This is a genomic window from Nocardia sp. NPDC127606 (genome assembly GCF_042671725.1).
Classification (GTDB): domain Bacteria; phylum Actinomycetota; class Actinomycetes; order Mycobacteriales; family Mycobacteriaceae; genus Nocardia.
In genome coordinates this window covers 43,382-63,111 of record NZ_JBHXWQ010000004.1, presented here as the reverse complement: position 1 = coordinate 63,111, position 19,730 = coordinate 43,382, and the positions used below count along the sequence as shown (strand labels likewise).

General features: G+C 67.1%; 11 protein-coding genes. All 11 read left to right on the top strand.

What is annotated here, in order from left to right; translation table 11 throughout:
• Positions 1–4 precede the first annotated feature (4 nt).
• Entirely contained in the window at positions 5–1,900 is a 1,896-nt protein-coding gene (gene zomB, locus ACFVJ5_RS19965; RefSeq protein ID WP_379222030.1) for a flagellar motor control protein ZomB, read from the top strand.
• Between the two features lie 233 nt (positions 1,901–2,133).
• Entirely contained in the window at positions 2,134–3,204 is a 1,071-nt protein-coding gene (locus tag ACFVJ5_RS19960) for an alpha/beta hydrolase (protein ID WP_378637999.1), read from the top strand.
• A 301-nt stretch (positions 3,205–3,505) separates the two neighbouring features.
• Positions 3,506–4,567, top strand: a complete 1,062-nt coding sequence (locus tag ACFVJ5_RS19955; protein WP_379222028.1) for an alpha/beta hydrolase — start codon at positions 3,506–3,508, stop codon at positions 4,565–4,567.
• Between the two features lie 303 nt (positions 4,568–4,870).
• The gene (locus ACFVJ5_RS19950; RefSeq protein ID WP_379222026.1) at positions 4,871–5,875 is read left to right on the top strand and encodes an alpha/beta hydrolase; all 1,005 of its coding nucleotides are present in this window, start codon (positions 4,871–4,873) and stop codon (positions 5,873–5,875) included.
• A gap of 203 nt (positions 5,876–6,078) precedes the next feature.
• Positions 6,079–7,878 (top strand): alpha/beta hydrolase-fold protein, encoded by a 1,800-nt coding sequence (locus ACFVJ5_RS19945; protein ID WP_379222025.1) that lies wholly within the window; start codon positions 6,079–6,081, stop codon positions 7,876–7,878.
• Positions 7,879–7,991: 113 nt separating this feature from the next.
• A complete protein-coding gene (locus ACFVJ5_RS19940) occupies positions 7,992–8,495 on the top strand; it encodes a DUF732 domain-containing protein (RefSeq protein ID WP_379222023.1) in 504 nt (167 codons plus the stop codon).
• Positions 8,489–9,481, top strand: coding sequence for a cutinase family protein (locus tag ACFVJ5_RS19935; protein ID WP_379222660.1), 993 nt, complete (start codon positions 8,489–8,491; stop codon positions 9,479–9,481). Before ACFVJ5_RS19940 ends, ACFVJ5_RS19935 begins: the two co-directional genes overlap by 7 nt.
• A 140-nt stretch (positions 9,482–9,621) precedes the next feature.
• On the top strand, positions 9,622–10,641 hold the full coding sequence (locus tag ACFVJ5_RS19930) for an LLM class F420-dependent oxidoreductase (RefSeq protein ID WP_378638012.1): 1,020 nt from the start codon (positions 9,622–9,624) through the stop codon (positions 10,639–10,641).
• 181 nt (positions 10,642–10,822) lie between these two features.
• Positions 10,823–12,733, top strand: a complete 1,911-nt coding sequence (gene fadD32 / locus ACFVJ5_RS19925) for a long-chain-fatty-acid--AMP ligase FadD32 (RefSeq protein ID WP_379222021.1) — start codon at positions 10,823–10,825, stop codon at positions 12,731–12,733.
• Between the two features lie 186 nt (positions 12,734–12,919).
• Positions 12,920–18,127, top strand: a complete 5,208-nt coding sequence (pks13, locus tag ACFVJ5_RS19920; protein WP_379222019.1) for a polyketide synthase Pks13 — start codon at positions 12,920–12,922, stop codon at positions 18,125–18,127.
• 4 nt (positions 18,128–18,131) lie between these two features.
• Positions 18,132–19,676 (top strand): acyl-CoA carboxylase subunit beta, encoded by a 1,545-nt coding sequence (locus tag ACFVJ5_RS19915; RefSeq protein WP_379222017.1) that lies wholly within the window; start codon positions 18,132–18,134, stop codon positions 19,674–19,676.
• The last annotated feature ends 54 nt before the right edge of the window (positions 19,677–19,730 follow it).

Here is a 19,730-nt window from a genome sequence, read left to right as displayed (position 1 = left end):
CGAGATGTTGGTAGCGGAGCAGGATTCAACCGAAGACGAGCAGCTACGCGACGACGAGTCGCCGCGTACCGACGCGCGTTCCTCGGTTCTGTCCCGCGCCATCTTCGTCGGTGGGGTGGTCATCACCGCCGTGCTGTTCACGGTCGGTGCGTGGCAGCGGCGCTGGATCGCCGATGACGGCCTGATCGTGCTGCGCACGGTCCGCAACCTGCTCGCGGGCAACGGCCCGGTCTTCAATGTCGACGAGCGGGTCGAGGCGAACACCAGCACCGCGTGGACCTACCTGGTCTGGTTCTTCTCCTGGCTCACCCAGGCCCGCCTCGAGTACGTGGTGCTCGGGGTGGCGCTGGTGGTCTCGGTGCTCGCGGTGGTGTTCGCGATGCTCGGCACCGCGCGGCTGTGGGGCGGAACCAGCGGTCAGCTGCTGATTCCGGCCGGTGTGCTGGTCTACATCGCGCTGCCGCCCGCGCGTGACTACGCGACCTCCGGGCTGGAGAGCGGTCTGGTGATCTGCTGGGTCGGGCTGCTGTGGTGGCTGATGATCCGCTGGAGTCAGGCCGCCGTCGTTCGCGTGCCGAGCCTGTTGGGCCTGGTGTTCCTGGCCGGGCTCGCCCCGCTCGTTCGCCCCGAGGCCACGCTGATCGGCGTGCTCGCGCTCGGGATGATCTTCCTGGCACCGATGCCCGCGTTCCGGTTCGGGCCGATCGCGCTGCGCGCGCTGATCGTGTTCGTCGCCGGGATCGTGCCAGTGGGGTACCAGATCTGGCGGATGGGCTACTACGGTCTGCCCTACCCGAACACCGCGGTCGCCAAGGACGCGGGCGGTGCCAAGTGGGGTCAGGGCGCCATCTACCTGTGGGATCTGGTCGGCCCGTACTACCTGTGGATTCCGCTGCTCGTGCTGCTGATCGCCGGTGTGGTCGCGGGGATCGCGCGGGGCTTCGCGCTGCCGCAGTTCTCGGTGGCGGGCCTGCGTGCGTGGTTGCGTTCGCCGAGCGCGGTCGTGGTGATGGTGCTCGGCAGCGGTCTGCTGCTCACCGTGTACGCGGTGCGCGTCGGCGGCGACTTCATGCACGGGCGGATGCTGCTCACCCAGCTGTTCCTGCTGCTGTTGCCGGTGGCCGTGGTCCCGATTCCGATGCGATTCCGGAAGAGCGACTGGTCTGTCGCACTGCTGTTGATCGCGCTGCTCGGCACCGCGGGCTGGTCGCTGTACGCGTCGAACACGACGGCGATCACGACCGGCACCAAGATCCGCTCGTCGGGCATCGTCGACGAGCGCATCTACTACGTCCTCAACACCGGCCACGACCACCCGATCCTGGCCGAGGACTACCTCGACTACCCGCGCATGCGGGCCATGGTCAACGACATCGCCGCCAACCCCAAGGGCGGCCTGTTGCTGAACTCGCCCGCGTTCACGTTCTGGTACCTCGACCCGCCGCCGGAGCCGATCCCCGAGGAGGGTTCCGGGCACACGGTCTACTTCCTGAACCTGGGTATGACGAGCATGAACGTGCCGCTGGACGTCCGCGTGATCGACCCGATGGGCCTGGCTTACCCGCTGGCCGCACACTCGGACCGGCTCGCCGACGGCCGCATCGGCCACGACAAGAGCCTGCTGCCGGACTGGGTCGTGGCGGACTCGGGCATGGTCGACATCCACCCGTGGATGCCCTGGTACATGGACGAGAAATGGGTCACCCAGGCGCGCACGGCGATGTCGTGCCCGCAGACCCAGGCGCTGATGATCTCTGTTCGCGAACCGCTCACCCTGGACCGGTTCACACACAACTTCCGCAACGCCCTCGCCTTCTCGAAATACCGGATCGACCGGGTCCCCAAGTACGAGATCCAGCGCTGTGGGCTGGTGAATCCTTTCCCGGAGCCCCCACGCTGAATCGGCCCGGCCGGTCGGTGCCGATACCCGTCGACCTATGACTCACACCGGCTGGCCAGGCCTTATTTAGTGGTGTTCGCCGCTAAATCACTTTTCGGTAACGCCAAGCCAGGTATGTAGCGATATGGTCACTGGAGGAACGGCCCGTCGGCGCACTGGTGTGCCGGTAACTAGTCGGCGGTCATTGCAACCGCGGTTCCGCGCGAACCGCATGAGGAAAGGCCCATAACAGAATGCGTGGCGGACGTCTCAGAGCCCGGGGAGCCGGCTGGCTCAAACGATCGGTGCTTCTCTCCCTGGCTGTAGTGCTGCCGATCGGTGCTGCTGTGGCCGGTCCCACCGGCACCGCGACGGCGGCCTTCGATCCCACAGGTTTCGACTTCTGGGTCGACTCGGAGATGGGCCCGATCAAGTCGCGGATCTTCCGCGCGGCCGACGGCAACACCAATCGGGTCGTGTACGCGCTCGACGGTATGCGCGCCGGCGACGACCTCAGCGGCTGGGAGAAAGACACCAATGTCGCCCGCGCGCTGATGGACGCCAACATCAACGTCGTGATGCCGGTCGGCGGCCAGTCCAGCTTCTACGCCGACTGGAACGCGCCGAGCAGCTTCTTCGGCCTCGACGCCGGTTCGGGTGGTAGCTCCACCGGTTCGGCGGCGACCGGTTCGGCGATGACCGGTTCGTCGGTCGCGCCCACCCAGGTGGCAGGCAAGAAGAACACCTACAAGTGGGAAACCTTCCTCACGAGCCACCTGCGCAACGCGCTGTCGGCGCGTCTGGGCTTCAACCCCAACAACAACGGCGTGTTCGGTCTGTCGATGGGTGGCTCCGCCGCGCTGACGCTGGCCGCCTACCACCCCGACCAGTTCAGCTTCGCGGGCTCGTTCTCCGGGTACCTGAACATCTCGGCCCCCGGTATGCGTGAAGCGATGCGCGTGGCGATGGTCTCGGCCGGTGCCTTCAACATCGACGCGATGGCGCCGCCGTGGGGCCAGCAGTGGTTCCACATGGACCCGTTCGTCTTCGCCCCGCGCCTGGTCGGCAACGGCACCCGCATCTGGGTCTCCGCGGCCAGTGGTATCCCCGGCGCCGGTGACGTGTCCAACCCGATGGAGATCGTCCAGGGTGTCCCGCTGGAGCTGCTCGCGATGGTGAACAGCCGCGCGTTCCAGGTCCGTATGGCCACCCTCGGCGGCGGCAACGCCCACTTCGACTTCCCGATCACCGGCGTGCACAACTGGCGCAACTGGGAGACCGAAGTCAACCGCATGATCCCGGACCTGTCCGCGAACATCGGCTAGTCACTCCAGCTCGACCCGAAAACCGCCCGGTGCCTCGTCAGCGCCGGGCGGTTTTCTTCGTTTTCGTCACGATCCGAGCCACAGGCGGTGACGAATCATGTGCGACAGATCACCGGGAGTTGTGCTCTGGGTCACTTTCCAGCAACATGTAGACCATTCGTCACCGATTTATACACAGTGAGCATGCGTCGAGGTTGAATCGTCCGTTTTGCCCTGGATTGGTTTCTCTCGACGTCCGATGAGGGATCCGACTGCGTAGCTCGGGATTTGCGCGTTCGGTCTGCGAGAAAGGTCTAGTCGAATGCGAACACTGCGCCGCGAGCGTAGGCCCGTGAAGACCGCCGCCCCTGGTTCGTGGGCTCGGCGTTGGGCCGCGGGCGTATCCATGGCTCTGCTCGTTCCGATCGCGACAGCCGTCACCGGAGGGATCGCCCCCGCCTCGGCAGGCTTCAACGGCAATGCCTTCGATTTCTGGGTCGATTCCGGAATGGGTCCGATCAAGTCGCGCGTGCTGCGCGCCGCCGATGGCAACACCAACCGGGTCGTCTACGTCCTCGACGGCATGCGCGCACCGGAGAACCTCAACGGCTGGGAGATCGAAACCGATATCCCCAACGCGCTCGCCGCCGCGAATATCAATGTGGTGATGCCCGTCGGCGGCATGTCGAGCTTCTACGCCGACTGGAACGCGCCGAGCGATTTCTTCGGTATCGCGGGCAACGGCGCGCCGTCGTCGGGTTCCGGCGCGGGCAACGCGCTGTCCGGTGGACCGGGCAAGAGCTACCGCTACCAGTGGGAATCGTTCCTCACCGGCGAACTGCGCAACGCGCTCGCCGACCGCCTCGGCTTCAACCGCTTCCGCAACGGCGTGTTCGGCCTGTCGATGGGCGGTTCGGCCGCGCTGACGCTGGCCGCCTACCACCCGGACCAGTTCTCCTTCGCCGGTGCGTATTCGGGGTACCTGAACATCTCGGCCCCCGGCATGCGCGAGGCCATCCGGCTCGCGATGCTCGACGCGGGCGGCTACAACGTGGACTCCATGGCACCGCCGTGGGGCCCACAGTGGCTGCGGATGGACCCGTTCGTGTTCGCCCCCAACCTGGTAGGCAACAACACCCGGCTGTGGATAGCGGCGGGCTCAGGCCTGCCGACCAGTACCGACGGCCCGAACATGGGCACCGTCAACGGAATGGCGCTGGAAGCCTTGGCGCTGGCCAACACCAAGGCTTTCGAAGTCAGGATGGCGACTCTGGGCGCCCGTAACGTCACCTACTCTTTCCCGGCCTTCGGCATCCACGCCTGGAACAACTGGAATGACGAAGCACTGCGGATGATCCCGGATTTGTCGAACAACATCGGCTAGCCGATCTGATCTTCACAAACGCCCGGCGCATAACTGCGCCGGGCGTTTAATTTCTCCCGTCGGCCCCTCGCCGCCCAGGTCTACCTGGGTTGACCAACCCTGCCCGACACGCCGCCCATACGGGCATTTCACAGCTGAGTTCTGTTGGCCTTGCGGTTAATTGGCGGGTCGAATATCCTCCAGCGAGCGTAAGTGTGACCAGATCGTTGTTTCATCCGTCTGATCGACCGGGCTGTCGGGGCCGCGTCGAGGACGGCAGACGAGGCTGGCATGCCATAACAGCAGAAAGAGAGCGGAATTCACATGCGTTTCGGCAAGGCCGTCGCGCCGGCATCTCGTGGTTGGCGTAATCGAATTCTAGCTGTCGGCGCTGCAGCCCTTGTGCTGCCGATCGCCGCGGGAGCGGCCCCGACCGCGCTTGCCGCACCGTCGGTGTCGGCACCCGTGTTGCGCGCACCGGCCGGTGGCTACGAAGAACTCATGGTGCCCTCGAAGATGGGCCCGGTGAAGGTCCAGGTGCAGTGGGCGCGCAACGGCGGCAACGCCGCGCTCTACCTGCTCGACGGCCTTCGCGCCCGGGACGACCGCAACGCCTGGTCGTTCGAGACCAACGCGATGCAGCAGTTCGCAGGCGACAACGTCACCCTGGTGATGCCGGTCGGTGGCCAGTCCAGCTGGTACGCCGACTGGACCGCCGCCAGCAACACCAACGGCCAGAAGACCACTTACAAGTGGGAGACCTTCCTGACCGAAGAGCTCCCGGCCTTCCTCGAGGGCTACGGCGTGTCCCGCTCGAACAACGCGGTGCTCGGCCTGTCGATGTCGGGTCCGGCCGCGCTGCGCCTCGCCGCGCTGAACCGCGATCAGTTCAAGCACGCGTCCTCGCTCTCGGGCCCGCTGAACTGGGGCGCTCCCGGCATGCGTGAGGCCATCCGCGTGATGATGCTCGACGCGGGCCGTTTCAACGTCGACGCCATGGCCGCGCCGTGGAGCTCGGCGTGGCTGCGGATGGACCCGATGGTGTTCGCGCCCGAGCTGCGCGGCCTGCCGATGTTCATCTCCTCGGCCAACGGCCTGCCCGCCCAGCACGACAAGCCCGCCGGCCTCGGCGGTGCCTACAACACCGCCAACGCGATGGGCATCGAGGCCATCTCGTTCGTGAGCACGCTCGCGTTCCAGCGTCGCCTCAACACCCTCGGCATCAACGCCGTCTACGACGTCGGTGCCGCCGGTACCCACTCGTGGAAGTACTGGGAAGACGAGCTGTGGAAGGCGCGTCCGCACATCCTGAATGCACTGGGCGCCTAGTAGTTTCCGCTCAGCAACAACTCGAAGACCGGCTCACCCCCAGGGTGGGCCGGTCTTTTTGCTGTGCACACGGCTCGCGTGTCCTCCCCAGTTATCGCTCATTACTGCGGTACAACCGACGGTGATGCTGTGTCCCCATTCCGGGATGAGGAGGGTCGCGTGTGATGAAACATCGTGTCTCGGTTCATAGTGTTTCAGCGCCGATGCGACGGATCCTCGGCATCGCGGCCATGGCGGCGGCGCTGCTCGCGCCGACGGTCACCGTTCCGGCGCAGGCACAGGCACAGCCCGCGGTGTCGGCGGTGCAGCGGGTGGACTGGCTCTCGGATCGGCGGGTGGCGCTGTGGGTGTACTCGGCCGCCATGAAGACTCCGATCCAGGTGCAGATGCTGTTGGCGCGGGACTGGAATGTGCGCCCCGACGCGAAGTTCCCGATGATGCTCATGCTCGACGGTCTGCGCGCGCAGGACGACGAGAACGGCTGGACCAAAGACGCCGACGCCGAGGGTTTCTACGCCGACAAGAACGTCAACGTGGTGCTGCCGGTGGGTGGCCAGTCGAGCTGGTACTCCGACTGGCTCGCGCCCGACAACGGCTTCACCTACAAGTGGGAAACCTTCCTGACCAAGGAACTCCCGCCGATCCTGGAACGTGATTGGCGAACCACGGATGTGCGTGGCGTCCAAGGACTTTCGATGGGCGGCACGGCGGCGATGAACCTCGCGGGCCGTAATCCCGGCCTGATGAAATACGTGGCCTCGTACTCGGGCCTGCTCACCACGACGACACTCGGGATGCCGCAGGCGATCACCTTCGCCAACAAGGACGCGGGCGGTTTCGACGCGGGTGCGATGTGGGGCCCGCCCGGCAGCCCCGAATGGGAGGCGCACGACCCGTACCTGCTGGCCGACAAGCTCAAAGGTGTGAGCATGTACGTCTCCAGCGGCAGCGGCCTGGCCGGCTCGCACGATCAGCTCGGCGAAGTGCCGTTGATGAGCGAGAACTGGGCGGGCACCGGCCTGGAGATCCTCTCGCGCCTGTCGACCCAGAATTTCGTCGCCAAGCTCGAGAAGCTGGCGATCCCGGTGCAGGCGAACTACCGGCCCGCGGGCACCCATACCTGGCCGTACTGGGATTTCGAGATGCGTCAGTCGTGGTCGCAGGCCGCCGCGGCGCTCGGGACCGATCCCGGCGGCGCCACCTGCACGCTGGGTGGGGCGATCGCCGGGGTCGCGCAGGCGGCCAACTGGCTGGGTAACTGCCTCACCGCCGAATACCCGGCGGGCACCGGAATGGTGCAGGACTTCCCGAACGGCCGGGTGTTCCATTCCGCGGCGGCGGGCACGCACGCGGTGGCCGGGCGCATCGGCGGTACCTACGCCGGTGTCGGCGGACCGTCCTCGCCGCTCGGCATGCCCACCGGCGGCGAGCACGGCCTGCCCGACGGGCGTGGACGCATGCAGACGTTCGAAGGCGGCTCGATCTACTGGACCCCGCAGACCGGCGCGCAGGTGATGCGTGGCGCGTTCCTCGAGGAGTGGGGCAAGCAGGGTTTCGAGGGTGGTCCCGCCGGCTACCCGGTGGCCGCCGAGGCGCGCACACCCAGCCGTGACGGCTCGGTACAGGCCTTCGAACACGGTCCGATGTTCTACAGCCCGGCCACCGGCGCACACCGGGTGCAGGGCTTCGTCCTGGACAAGTACAGCCAGCTCGGCTTCGAGAACAGCCCGCTCGGTTTCCCGGTCGCCGAAGAGGCGCCGCTGAAGGATCTCGGCCGCTTCAGCCGGTTCGAGGGCGGCAACATCTATTGGAGCCCGCTCTCGGGCGCCTGGTCGGTGCGCAACGGCGCGCTCGCCGACGCTTGGGGCGCGCAGGGGTTCGAGAACGGCAGGCTCGGGTATCCGGTGAGCGACGAGTTCGCGGTTCCCGGCGGAATCCAGCAGAACTTTCAGACCGGGTTCATCGTGGTGCGAGACGGCAAATCCGAAGTCCACGGGGTGTGAGCTCGGGCTGAGAACTCTCTGAGCTTCGCCGCGCAGTGCCCGGCAGTGCCGATCCTCCGGCTAGCCTGGTCTGCGACCGCTTCCCTGACGAACGATCGAGGAAAGACATCTTCATGCATCGGATCCCTGGCACGGTAGCCGGATCGGTCGCGGCCCTGGCTGCCGTCGCCCTGTTGTCCGCCTGTGGCGGCAACGACTCGACCGCGTCGCAGACGCCCACCCTGTCCACCAGCGCGGCCGCGAAGTCGACGACGCCGCCGCCCGTGGTCATCGAACCGCCGGCCGAGGCCCCGTCGAGCACCGCGCCGGAGACCAGTGCGTCCGCCGAGGAGCCGACACCCCTCCCGCAGACCAGCGCCGCCGCGCCCGCGACCGGCAAGGACAAGGCGTTCCTGGACGAGCTGGCCAAGAACGGGATCACCCCGGGCGACCAGACGACCGCGCTCACCACGGCGACCTACATCTGCTCCACCAAGGGCACCGGTGCCAGTGACGCCGACGTGGCCACCTTCGTCGCCGCGATGGCGGGCACCGACCCGTCCTTCGACGCGTCGAAGATGGACGTCAACAAGGCAGCACAGATCTACATCGCTGCCGCGAACTCCACCTACTGCTAGTGACGCCCCGACCGACGCGACGCTCCCGCAGGTTCTGGCCTGCGGGGTGCTTCACCGTGCTGGCGCTGCTCGTGCTGGCGATCATCGTCATCGTGCTGCTCTGGTACCTGCTCGCGGGCCGGCTGAAGGAGCCGGGGCCGACACCGCCCGGCCCGCCGCCGCCGACGTCGCAGTCGGCGGATTGCCCCGATGTGATGCTGCTCTCGATCCCGGGCACCTGGGAGTCGTCGAGCGCCGACGATCCGTACAACCCGCAGGCGAACCCGATCTCGTTGATGCTCAGCGTGTCCGGGCCGCTGCGCGCGCAATTCCCGGACAACCGGCTCGAGGTGTACACGGTTCCGTACGTGGCCCAGTTCTCGAATCCGATCGCGTTCCCGCCCGACGGTCAGGCTTCCTACAACAACAGCCGCACCGAGGGCACCGCGCGCGCCACCGACGTGCTGGCTCAGCGACACAAGGAATGCCCGTTGACGAACTTCGTCATCGCGGGCTTCTCCCAGGGCGCGGTGATCGCCGGTGACGTGGCCGCGCAGATCGGTGCCGGCAATGGTCCGATCCCGGAAGCCAATGTGCTCGGCGTGACGGTGATCGCCGATGGCCGTCGCACCGCGACCGGTCCTGGTCAGCCCACCGAGATCGGTGATCCCCCGCCGCAGGGTGAGGGCGCCGAGGTGGCGCTCAAGGGCGTCAACGTGCCCGGCATCAGCATGACCGGCCCGCGTCCCGGCGGTTTCGGCACGCTGGCGCCGAAGGTGAACTCCGTCTGCGCGCCCGGCGACATGATCTGCGACGCGCCGCGCCAAGCGCTCAACCCAGGCAACGCGCTGGGCAGTCTCGCGGCGCTGATCCGCTCGGCGGGCAACCCGGTGCACGCGCTGTACGCCTCGAACACGGTGGACGGCAACGGCACCACGGCCACGCAATGGACGGTGAATTGGGCCGCGGGGCTCATCGAGAACGCGCCGCATCCGCCCCATTCCTGACGGAGTTGTCACAGTCACAGTGGGGGCGTGATTGCCATGGATCATGCCTCGCTGTGACATCCGCACGCCGGATCGCTCACACGCTGTAAAGTGCGCTGGGAATTGCGCCCGAGTACACACCAGCCAGGAGCGAAGAGTTCATGACCGAAGCTGCCGCACCCGTCGGTGAGTTGACCGCGCTGGGTACGCCGCTGCGTCCGTTCCGCTTCGGAGCGGCCGGAGAGGGCAACAAGCAGGAAGGTGGCGCGCGCAAGTTCGTTCAGACGGCGCAGGAAGCCGAAGAGATGGGTTACGACACCTTCTTCGTTCCTGATCACCTGGGCGATCAGATCGGCCCGATCGCCGCGCTGGGCGCACTCACGCAGGCCACCTCCAAGATCCGCCTCGGCACCTCGGTGCTGGCCAATGGTTTACGTCATCCGGTCGTGGTCGCCAAGGAGCTGGCCACCCTCGACGTCCTGTCCAAGGGACGCCTCGAGGTCGGCGTCGGCGCGGGCTGGATCAAGGAGGAGTTCGACAACGCGGGCATCGCGTTCGAGCGTCCCGGTATCCGGCTGGAGAAGCTCGACGAGTCGCTGACCATCCTGGACACGCTGCTGCGCGGCCAGGAGTGCAATTTCGAGGGCAAGCACTACCAGGTGCGCGGCATCAAGGGCACGCCGCGCCCTCGGCAGGGCCCGCGCCCGCCGCTGTGTACCGGTGGCGGCGGTCCGAAGATGCTGGCACTGGCGGCCAAGCACGCCGATATCGTCTCGGTCGTCCCGCAGACCACCAAGAACGGCAAGGGCCTGCTCTCGGGCATCACGCTCGAGAAGACGATCGAGAAGGTCAACATCGTCAAGGCCGCTGCCGGTGACCGGTTCGCCGATATCGAACTGAACTGGGCCATCACCGCCATCGTCATCACCGACGACCGGGAGAAGACCGCCGAGATGGCGCTGCGCGCGATCGAACGCGGCCTGCATCCCGACCTCGAAGTCGACGTCGAACTGACCGTCGAGGAGATTCTGAGCTCGCCCTACATCGCGATCGGCACGTTCGAGGAAATCGCCGAACAGGTCAAGCGTGTGCGGCAACTCACTTCGATGTCGTATGTGGGCATCTTTCCCACCCAGATGGACGCATTCGCGCCTGTCATTCCGCTGCTGCGGGAGGACTGAGCGGGGGCTCTCTGTAACATGACTCTGGTTTGAGAACATCTAGCCGATAGCGGTCACCGCGCAGACCGCTCGAAAATCCGCAGGCTGTCGACGCACGTTCGTGTGAGCTCGACGGCCGGTGGCGATATAGCGAGTCGAGGCCGCAGAGCTTGTCATCGCGTCCTCGCAAGGAGAAGAAGGAATGGAAGAGACTTTCGACGACTACCTGGACGAAACCGGGAATATCATCATTCCCGAGGGTCGGACCCTGGTCGATCACGTCGAGAAGCACACCCGTAACGATGCGAATACGCTCGCGTACCGCTACATCGACTATTCGCGGGAACGCGACGGCGAGGTGCACGAGCTGACCTGGCAGGAGTTCGGAGTACGGCTGCGCGCGGTGGCCGCTCGCCTGCAACAGGTGACCAACCCGGGCGACCGGGTCGCGATCCTCGCGCCGCAGGGCCTGGATTACGTGATCTCCTTCTTCGCGGCGATCTACGCCGGCACCATCTCGGTGCCGCTGTTCGATCCCGACGAGCCGGGTCACACCGACCGCCTGCACGCCGTCCTCGGTGACTGTGAGCCCTCGGCGATCCTCACCGCGACCTCCTCGGCCGCCGGTGTGCGCCAGTTCTTCCGCTCGCTGCCCGCCGCACAGCGCCCGCGCATCATCGCCGTCGACGCCATCCCGGACACCCTCGGTGACTCCTGGGTGCGCCCCGACACCGCGATCGACGACATCGCCTACCTGCAGTACACCTCAGGTTCCACCCGGGTGCCCGCCGGTGTGGAGATCACCCACCGCGCGGTCGGCACCAACCTGCTGCAGATGATCAACTCGCTGAACATGAACGAGAACTCGCGCGGCGTCACCTGGCTCCCGCTGTTCCACGACATGGGCCTGCTCACGGTGATCCTGCCCGCGGTCGGCGGCAAGTTCATCACGATCATGTCGCCGAGTGCGTTCGTGCGTCGTCCGTCGCGCTGGATCAACGAGCTGGCCGCCGTCTCCGACGGCGCGGGCACGTTCGCGGCCGCGCCGAACTTCGCGTTCGAGCACGCCGCCGCGCGTGGTGTGCCCAAGGCGGGCGAGTCGCTGGACCTGTCGAACGTGATCGGCCTGATCAACGGGTCAGAGCCGGTGACGGTCTCCTCGATGAAGAAGTTCAACGAGGCGTTCGCGCCGTACGGTCTGCCCAAGACCGCGATCAAGCCCTGCTACGGCATGGCGGAGGCCACGCTGTTCGTCTCGGCCACCCGCGCCGAGGACGAGGCCAAGTACGTCTACGTCGATCGCAACGAGCTCAACGCGGGCCGCATGGTGCGCGTCGACCAGTCCGCCGAGACCGCCATCGCGCAGGTGTCGTGTGGTTACGTCGGGCTGTCGCAGTGGGCCGCGATCATCGATCCCGAATCGGCGGACACCGCGCAGGGCCGCGAGCTGCCCGACGGTCAGGTCGGCGAGATCTGGCTGCACGGCAACAACATGGGCATCGGTTACTGGGGTCGACCCGCCGAGTCCACCAAGTCGTTCCGCAACAAGGTCACCGAGCCCGTCGAAGGTGGGCACACCGACGGCACCGATCCCGATGCCGACTGGATGCGCACCGGCGACTTCGGCGTGTACTTCGAGGGCGAGCTCTACATCACCGGTCGCGTCAAGGACCTGGTGATCGTCGACGGGCGCAACCACTACCCGCAGGACCTGGAGTACTCCGCACAGGAGGCCTCCAAGGCGCTGCGTCCCGGTTTCGTCGCGGCCTTCGCGGTGCCCGCCAACCAGCTGCCCGCCGAGGTCTTCACCGCCGACAGCCATTCCGGCCTGAAGTTCGACGTCGACGACGCGTCCGAGCAGCTGGTGGTCGTGGCCGAACGTGGCCCCGGCGCCGGTAAGGCCGACCCCGGCCCGATCGCCGACGCGGTGCGTGCCGCGGTCTCGATGCGTCATGGTGTGACCGCTCGTGACATCCTGCTGGTCCCCGCGGGTTCCATCCCGCGGACGTCCAGCGGCAAGATCGCCCGGCGCGCCTGCAAGGCCGCCTACCTCGAGGGAACGCTGCGCGGTGGTTACACCCAGCAGGCTTTCCCCGATGCACCGGAAGAGTAATTGGCTCGACACGGAGACGACGCCCGGCGTGCCTGTGCACGCCGGGCGTGGAGTTCCACGGCGCGCCCTGCACACAGACAGGTAGCTTGAGGACTGATGGTTCATAACGATGGCTCCCAGAACAGCGATCGTCCCAGGACGACCGCTTCCGGTGACAACGATGGCGCCCAGAATGAAGACCGTGCGATGACCTCCTCCGGTGACAACGACGGCACGCCCGAGACCCCCGCGACCGGCGGTGAGCTCTCGGTAGCCGAGCTGCGCGAATGGCTGCGCCGCTGGGTCGCCGACGCGACCGGACAGTCGGTCGACGCGATCACCGTCGACCGGCCGATGGAGGAGTTCGGGCTCGCCTCGCGCGATGCTCTCGCCCTCGGCGGCGACATCGAGGACCTCACCGGTGTGGTGCTGACCCCGACGGTGGTCTACCAGCACCCGACGATCGCCTCGCTGGCCGAGGTCATCGTGCACGGTGAGCCGGAGCCGCCTGCCGAGGATTCCTCGGAGTACACGGCCGCGTTCGCGCCTTCCGAGGCGCATGATGTCGCGGTGGTCGGTCTGTCCACGCGTCTGCCGGGTGCGGGCACCACGCCCGAGTCGACCTGGGAGTTCATCATCGGGCGCGGTGACGCGATCCGTGAACTGCCCGAAGGTCGCTGGTCCGAGTTCCTCACCGACCCCGCTGTCGCTGCCGCCGTTGCCGCGGGCAAGACTCGCGGTGGCTATCTCGATCAGGACGTTCTCAAGCAGTTCGATGCCGATTTCTTCGCGATGTCGCCCATCGAGGTAGAGCGCGTCGATCCGCAGCAGCGACTGATGATGGAGCTCACCTGGGAGGCGCTGGAACACGCGCGGATTCCGGCGAGCGACCTCAAGGGCGCGCCGGTCGGCATGTTCATCGGTTCCTCGAGCAGCGATTTCCAGTTCATCGCGTCGCTCGCGTTGGGCAACACCGATTCGAACGTGCCCGCAACGGCTGAGGCCTACGCGATCATGGGCAGCTCCAACGGCATCATCGCCAACCGCGTTTCCTACTTCTACGATTTCCGTGGCCCGTCTGTCACCGTGGATACCGCGTGCTCGTCCACGCTGGTCGCGGTGCATCAGGCGGTACGCGCGCTGCGCGACGGCGACGCCGATGTGGCATTGGCCGGTGGCGTGAACGCGCTGCTGATGCCGATGACAACGCTCGGTTTCGCACCGGGCACGTCCGAGGACGGGCGCATCAAGGCTTTCTCGAAGGACGCCGACGGCATGGTCCGTTCCGAGGGTGGCGGTCTTGTCGTCCTCAAGCGCCTCGCCGATGCCGAGCGCGACGGCGACCACATCTACGGCGTCATCAAGGGCACGGCGGTCAACAGCGACGGCCGCTCCAACGGCTTGCTCGCGCCGAACCCGGACGCGCAGGCCGATGTGTTGCGCCGCGCCTACCGTGACGCGGGCATCGTCCCGTCCACGGTCGACTACATCGAGGCCCACGGCACCGGCACCCCCATCGGCGACCCGATCGAGGCCGAAGCGCTCGCCCGTGTGATCGGTCGCGGCCGTGACGGCGACAAGCCCGCTCTGCTCGGTTCGGTCAAGACCAACTTCGGCCACCTCGAGTCCGGCGCAGGCGTGCCGGCTCTCGCGAAGGTGCTGATGTCGTTCCAGCACAACGTGATTCCGCCGAATATCAACTACGCGGGCCCGAGCCCCTACATCCCGTTCGAGCAGGCCAACCTCAAGGTTGTCGACGAGGCGACCGAGTACCCGCGCTACAGCGGCGTCGCGACCGTCGGCATCTCCGGCTTCGGTTTCGGTGGCACCAACGCGCACGTGGTGCTGCAGGAGTACGTGCCGACGGCCCCGGTCGTCGAGGACGTCACCGCGGAGCAGGTCGCCGCCGAGGAGATCGAGGGCGAGGAGACCACCGATGTGGTCGCCGAGGCCGTCGCGATCACCGAGGCCGCTGTCGAGCCGGTGCCGCCGTTCGTCGAATGGGACGGCGAGCGCGACGAGCCGCTGCCCGTGGTCCTGGCCGTTTCCGCCTACCTGCCGTCGCGTCGTAAGCGCGCCGCCGCCGAGCTGGCCGACTGGCTGGAAGGCGCGGGCGCCGATGTTCCGCTGACCGATGTCGCCCGCTCGCTGGCCAAGCGCAGCCACCAGCGCTCGCGCGGTGTGGTGGTGGCCAAGACCCGCGAAGAGGCCGTCGCGGGCCTGCGCGCCATCGCCGAGGGCAAGCCGGGCGCCGGTGTGTTCACCGCCGATTCGCCCGCGTCCAACGGTCCGATCTGGGTGTTCTCCGGTTTCGGTTCCCAGCACCGCAAGATGGCCAAGCAGCTCTACGGCGAGAACGCGATCTTCCGCAAGACCGTCGACGAGGTCGACGAGCTCGTGCAGGACGAGGCGGGTTACTCGATCCGTGAGATGTTCCTCGACGACGAGCAGGACTACGACGTCGGCACCTGCCAGGTCGGCATCTTCACCATCCAGCTCGGCCTCGCCGCGTTGTTGCGTGCCCACGGCGCGGAACCGGCTGCGGTGGTCGGGCATTCGATGGGTGAGGTGGCCGGCTCCTACATCGCCGGTGGCCTGACGATCGAAGACGCGGTGCGCGTGATCTGCGCCCGCTCGCGCCTGATGGGCGAGGGCGAGCAGATGCTCACCGACGACGAAGTGCGCAATATGGCACTGGTCGAACTCAGCGCCCACGACGTGGCGTTGCTGCTGCCGAAGTACCCCGATGTGGAGTGCGCGGTGTACGCCGCGCCGACCAACACCGTCATCGGCGGTCCGCGCGAGCAGGTGGAGCAGATCGTCGCCGAGGTCGAGGCGATGGGCAAGTTCGCCCGCATCCTGCCGACCCGCGGCGCGGGCCACACCTCCCAGATGGACCCGCTGCTCGGCGAACTCGCCGCGGAACTGGCAGGCATCGAGCCGACCTCGCTGAAGACCGGTCTGTACTCCACCGTGCACGAGGGCCTGTACTTCAAGCCCGGTTCCGACCCGATCCACGACGAGCCCTACTGGGTGAAGAACCTGCGCCACAGCGTGTGGTTCACCAACGCGGTGAAGGCCGCCGTCGACTCCGGGCACACCACCTTCCTCGAACTGGCACCCAATTCCGTTGCGCTGATGCAGGTTCTGGGCACCACCTTCGCGGCGGGCGTGCACGACGCGCAGCTCATCCCGACACTCAAGCGCAAGGAAGACGAGTCCGCCGGTGTGATCGGCGCGCTCGCCCAGCTCTACGTGCACGGCCATGCCGTGAACCTGAGTTCGCTGCTGCCCGAAGGTGATTACGCCGATGTGCCGCGAACCGCGTTCGTGCGCAAGGAGTACTGGCCCAAGGTGTCGATGTCCTCGGGCGGCGGAAACACTCGTGTGCCCGGCGCGCACGTGGCGATGCCGGACGGCCGTCACGCCTGGGAGATCCAGGCCTCCTCGGTGAGCGACCTGGCCGCGCTGGTGCAAGCCGCTGCCGCACAGGTACTTTCCGATGTCGCGGTCTCGGTCTCACATCCGCACGCCGCGCTGCCCACCGCGGGCACACTGACCACCACGCTGACTCCCCACCTCGGTGGCGCGTCGGTCCAGGTGCACGCCAAGTCCGGCGCCGGGTTCTCCCTGCTGTTCGACGCGGTCGTCACCTCCGGTGCGGCACTGCCCGAACCGGTTGCCGCCGTCGCGGTTCCGGCCGCGGCAGCAGAGCCCACCGCCGCCGAGATCGCCATCGCCACCGGCGACCGCTGGAGCGCCGACAGCGGCGAGACCATCGAGCAGCGGCTGTGCGTCATCGTCGCCGAATCCATGGGTTACGCCGTCGAGGACCTCCCGATGGAGATCCCGCTGATGGAACTCGGCCTCGATTCGCTGATGGCCATGCGCATCAAGAACCGCGTCGAATACGAATTCGACATCCCGCAGCTGCAGATCTCCGCGGTGCGCGACGCCAGCCTCAACGAGGTGTCGAAGGTGCTGCGCTACGCGATCGAGCATCGCGACGAGGTCGCGGCGATGGCGGAGAAGCAGGCTGCCGCCAAGGCCGCCGGTGAAGACGTCGAGCTGGGTGTCGACGCCAACTTCGTCGAGGCGGCTCGGGCCGCGATCGCCGCGGGTGAGGATCCGTTGGCGGTGGCGAAGAAGGCCGAAGCCGAGCTGTCGTCGGAAGCTGCTGCCGCCGAACCGGTTTCGGATGCTTCAGCCGAAGGATCGGGCTCGTCCGTCGCCGACAACAATGGCTCGGCAACAGCTGATGCGGCCCCGAATGTCGTTGCGGCGCAGCCGATCGTTCCTGATGTCGACTACTCCGCCCCTACGGGCGACGAGGACAACGTTCCTCCGCGCGACGCGGCCGAGCGTCTCGCGTACGCCACCTGGGCCGTCGTCACCGGCGCTTCGCCCGGCGGTGTCTTCAACACGCTGCCGATCCTCGAAGAGGAACTAGCCGAGAAGATGGCCGCCCGCCTCACTGAGCGGGTGGGCGCCGAGATCACCGTCGACGACGTGCTGGACTGCGAGACCATCGAGCAGCTCTCGGAGATCGTGCGCAACCTGCAGGACAGCGGCGCCGACGTGGACGGATTCATCCGCCCACTGCGTGCCCGCGTCGATGGTTCGGATGCCACCCCGGTGTTCGTGTTCCATCCCGCCGGTGGCAACACCCTGGTCTACGAGCCGCTGCTGAAGCGTCTGCCCGCCGACACCCCGATGTACGGCATCGAGCGGGTCGACGGTTCCATCGAGGAACGAGCTCGTCAGTACCTGCCGGAGCTGCGCAAGCTCCAGGGTGACGGCCCGTACGTGCTGTACGGCTGGTCGCTGGGCGCGGTGCTGGCGATGCAGGTGGGTCAGCTGCTGCGCGAAGAAGGCGCCGATGTGCGCTATGTCGGCCTGATCGACCTGGCGATGACAGTGGAGGACGAGGACAACAGCCCCAAGGAGCGCGTGCGTCGCCTCGAGCGCTACCAGGCCTTCGCCAAGAAGACCTACAACGTCCCCGCCGAGCTCGACCGTGACCAGATCGAGGAACTGGCAGCGGCTTCCGATGCCGAGCAGTTCTCGATGATCAGCGATCTGATCAAGCTTTCCGGTGCGAAGATCCCCGGCGGCGTGCTCGAACACCAGCGCACCTCCTGGATCGAGAACCGCGCGTTGCAGCAGGTGCAGCCGCGCAAGTACGAGGGCGATGTCGTCCTTTACCTTGCCGACCGCTACCACGACGGCGCGATCGAACTCGAGCCTCGATTCGCTGACCGCAAGCCCAACGGCGGTTGGGACGAGTACGTTCCGAACCTGGAGATCGTCCATATTCCGGGCGACCACCTGCAGATTGTCGACGAACCGCGGATCGGCCAGATCGGTGCCGACCTCGCTGCCAAACTGGCCGCGATTTCCGCTAAGGGAGAATAAGTAAGTGAGCACGACCGCCGAAAAGCTTGCCGATCTACACGAGCGGCTCGAGCTCGCCAAAGAGCCCGCTGGTGCGAAGGGCATCGCGAAGCGGGCGCACAAGGGCATTCCCAGTGCCCGCGACCGGATCAACCAGCTGCTCGATCCCGGCACCTTCGTCGAGATCGGCGCGCTGGTGCGCAAGCCCGGTGACCCGACCGCCCTCTACGGCGACGGCGTCGTGGTCGGCCACGGCAAGGTCGAGGGTCGCCCGGTGGCGGTGTTCTCCCATGATCAGACCGTGTACGGCGGTTCGGTCGGTGAGGCGTTCGGGCGCAAGCTGTGCGGCCTGATGCAGTACGCGTCGAAGGTCGGCATCCCGCTGGTCGGCATCAACGATTCCGGCGGCGCGCGCGTGCAGGAAGCGATCAGCTCGCTGGCCTGGTACGCCTGGATGGCGACCAATCTCGAGCCGCTGTCGGGCATGGTTCCGCTGGTGTCGGTGATCCTCGGTAACTGCGCCGGTGGCGCGGTGTACGAGCCGATCTGCACCGATGTGGTGGTCGCGACCGAGTCCGCGCACATGTTCGTCACCGGCCCGAAGATCATCAAAGAGGTCACCGGCGAGGACGTGAGCCTCGAGGAGCTCGGCGGTGCGCGCACGCAGGCCCAGTACGGCAACATCCACCACGTCGCCAAGGACGAGGAAGCGGCCTTCACCTGGGTGCGCGAGTACCTGGGCTACATGCCGAGCAGCTGCCAGGAACTGCCGCCGGTGGTGAACCCCGGTCTGGAACCGGAGATCACCGACTCCGACCGCGAGTTGAACACGTTCATGCCGGACTCCGACAACGCCGGCTACGACATGTACGACATCCTGCTGCGCATCTTCGACGACGGTGAGTTCAAGGAGATCAGCGCCGACACCGGCCAGAACATCATCACCGGCTACGCCCGCATCGACGGCCGCACCGTCGGCGTCGTCGCCAACCAGCCGATGGCCGCGGCAGGCGCCCTCGACGCCCGCGCCTCCGACAAGGCCTCGCACTTCGTCCGCCTGTGCGACGCCTTCGAGATCCCGCTGGTCTTCGTCGTCGACACCCCCGGCTTCCTGCCCGGCGTCGAACAGGAGAAGGTCGGCGTCATCAAGCGCGGCGGCCGCTTCCTGTTCTCCTATGTCGAGGCCTCGGTCCCCAAGATCACCCTGGTGGTCCGCAAGTCCTACGGCGGCGGCTACGCGGTGATGGGCTCCAAGCAGCTCGGCGCCGACATCAACCTCGCCTGGCCCACCGCCCGCATCGCCGTGATGGGTGCCGAGGGCGCCGTCAGCCTCCTGGGCGCCGCCCAGATCGCCGCCGCCCCCGAAGACCAGCGCGCCGCGATCCGCCAGAACCTGATCAACTTCTACAACGAGAACGTAGCCACCCCCTGGGTAGCCGCCGAACGAGGCTTCATCGACGCCATCATCGAACCGGCCACCACCCGCCTCGAACTCCGCCGAGCCCTGAAGCTGCTCCAGGACAAGAAGATCCAGCGCAACCCGCGCAAACACCACGTCCTGCCGCTGTAGCCAGAACCCCGAACGGGCCGCCCCGGAAGTCTCCGAGGCGGCCCGTTCGGGTAT

Bases quoted from the DNA above. Each gene is read 5' to 3' on its own strand.
- ACFVJ5_RS19930 (WP_378638012.1), top strand. From the start codon at position 9,622: ATGACCGAAGCTGCCGCACCCGTCGGTGAGTTGACCGCGCTGGGTACG.
- fadD32 (WP_379222021.1), top strand. From the start codon at position 10,823: ATGGAAGAGACTTTCGACGACTACCTGGACGAAACCGGGAATATCATC.
- ACFVJ5_RS19950 (WP_379222026.1), top strand. From the start codon at position 4,871: ATGCGTTTCGGCAAGGCCGTCGCGCCGGCATCTCGTGGTTGGCGTAAT.
- ACFVJ5_RS19955 (WP_379222028.1), top strand. From the start codon at position 3,506: ATGCGAACACTGCGCCGCGAGCGTAGGCCCGTGAAGACCGCCGCCCCT.
- ACFVJ5_RS19940 (WP_379222023.1), top strand. From the start codon at position 7,992: ATGCATCGGATCCCTGGCACGGTAGCCGGATCGGTCGCGGCCCTGGCT.
- ACFVJ5_RS19945 (WP_379222025.1), top strand. From the start codon at position 6,079: ATGCGACGGATCCTCGGCATCGCGGCCATGGCGGCGGCGCTGCTCGCG.
- zomB (WP_379222030.1), top strand. From the start codon at position 5: ATGTTGGTAGCGGAGCAGGATTCAACCGAAGACGAGCAGCTACGCGAC.
- ACFVJ5_RS19960 (WP_378637999.1), top strand. From the start codon at position 2,134: ATGCGTGGCGGACGTCTCAGAGCCCGGGGAGCCGGCTGGCTCAAACGA.
- pks13 (WP_379222019.1), top strand. From the start codon at position 12,920: ATGACCTCCTCCGGTGACAACGACGGCACGCCCGAGACCCCCGCGACC.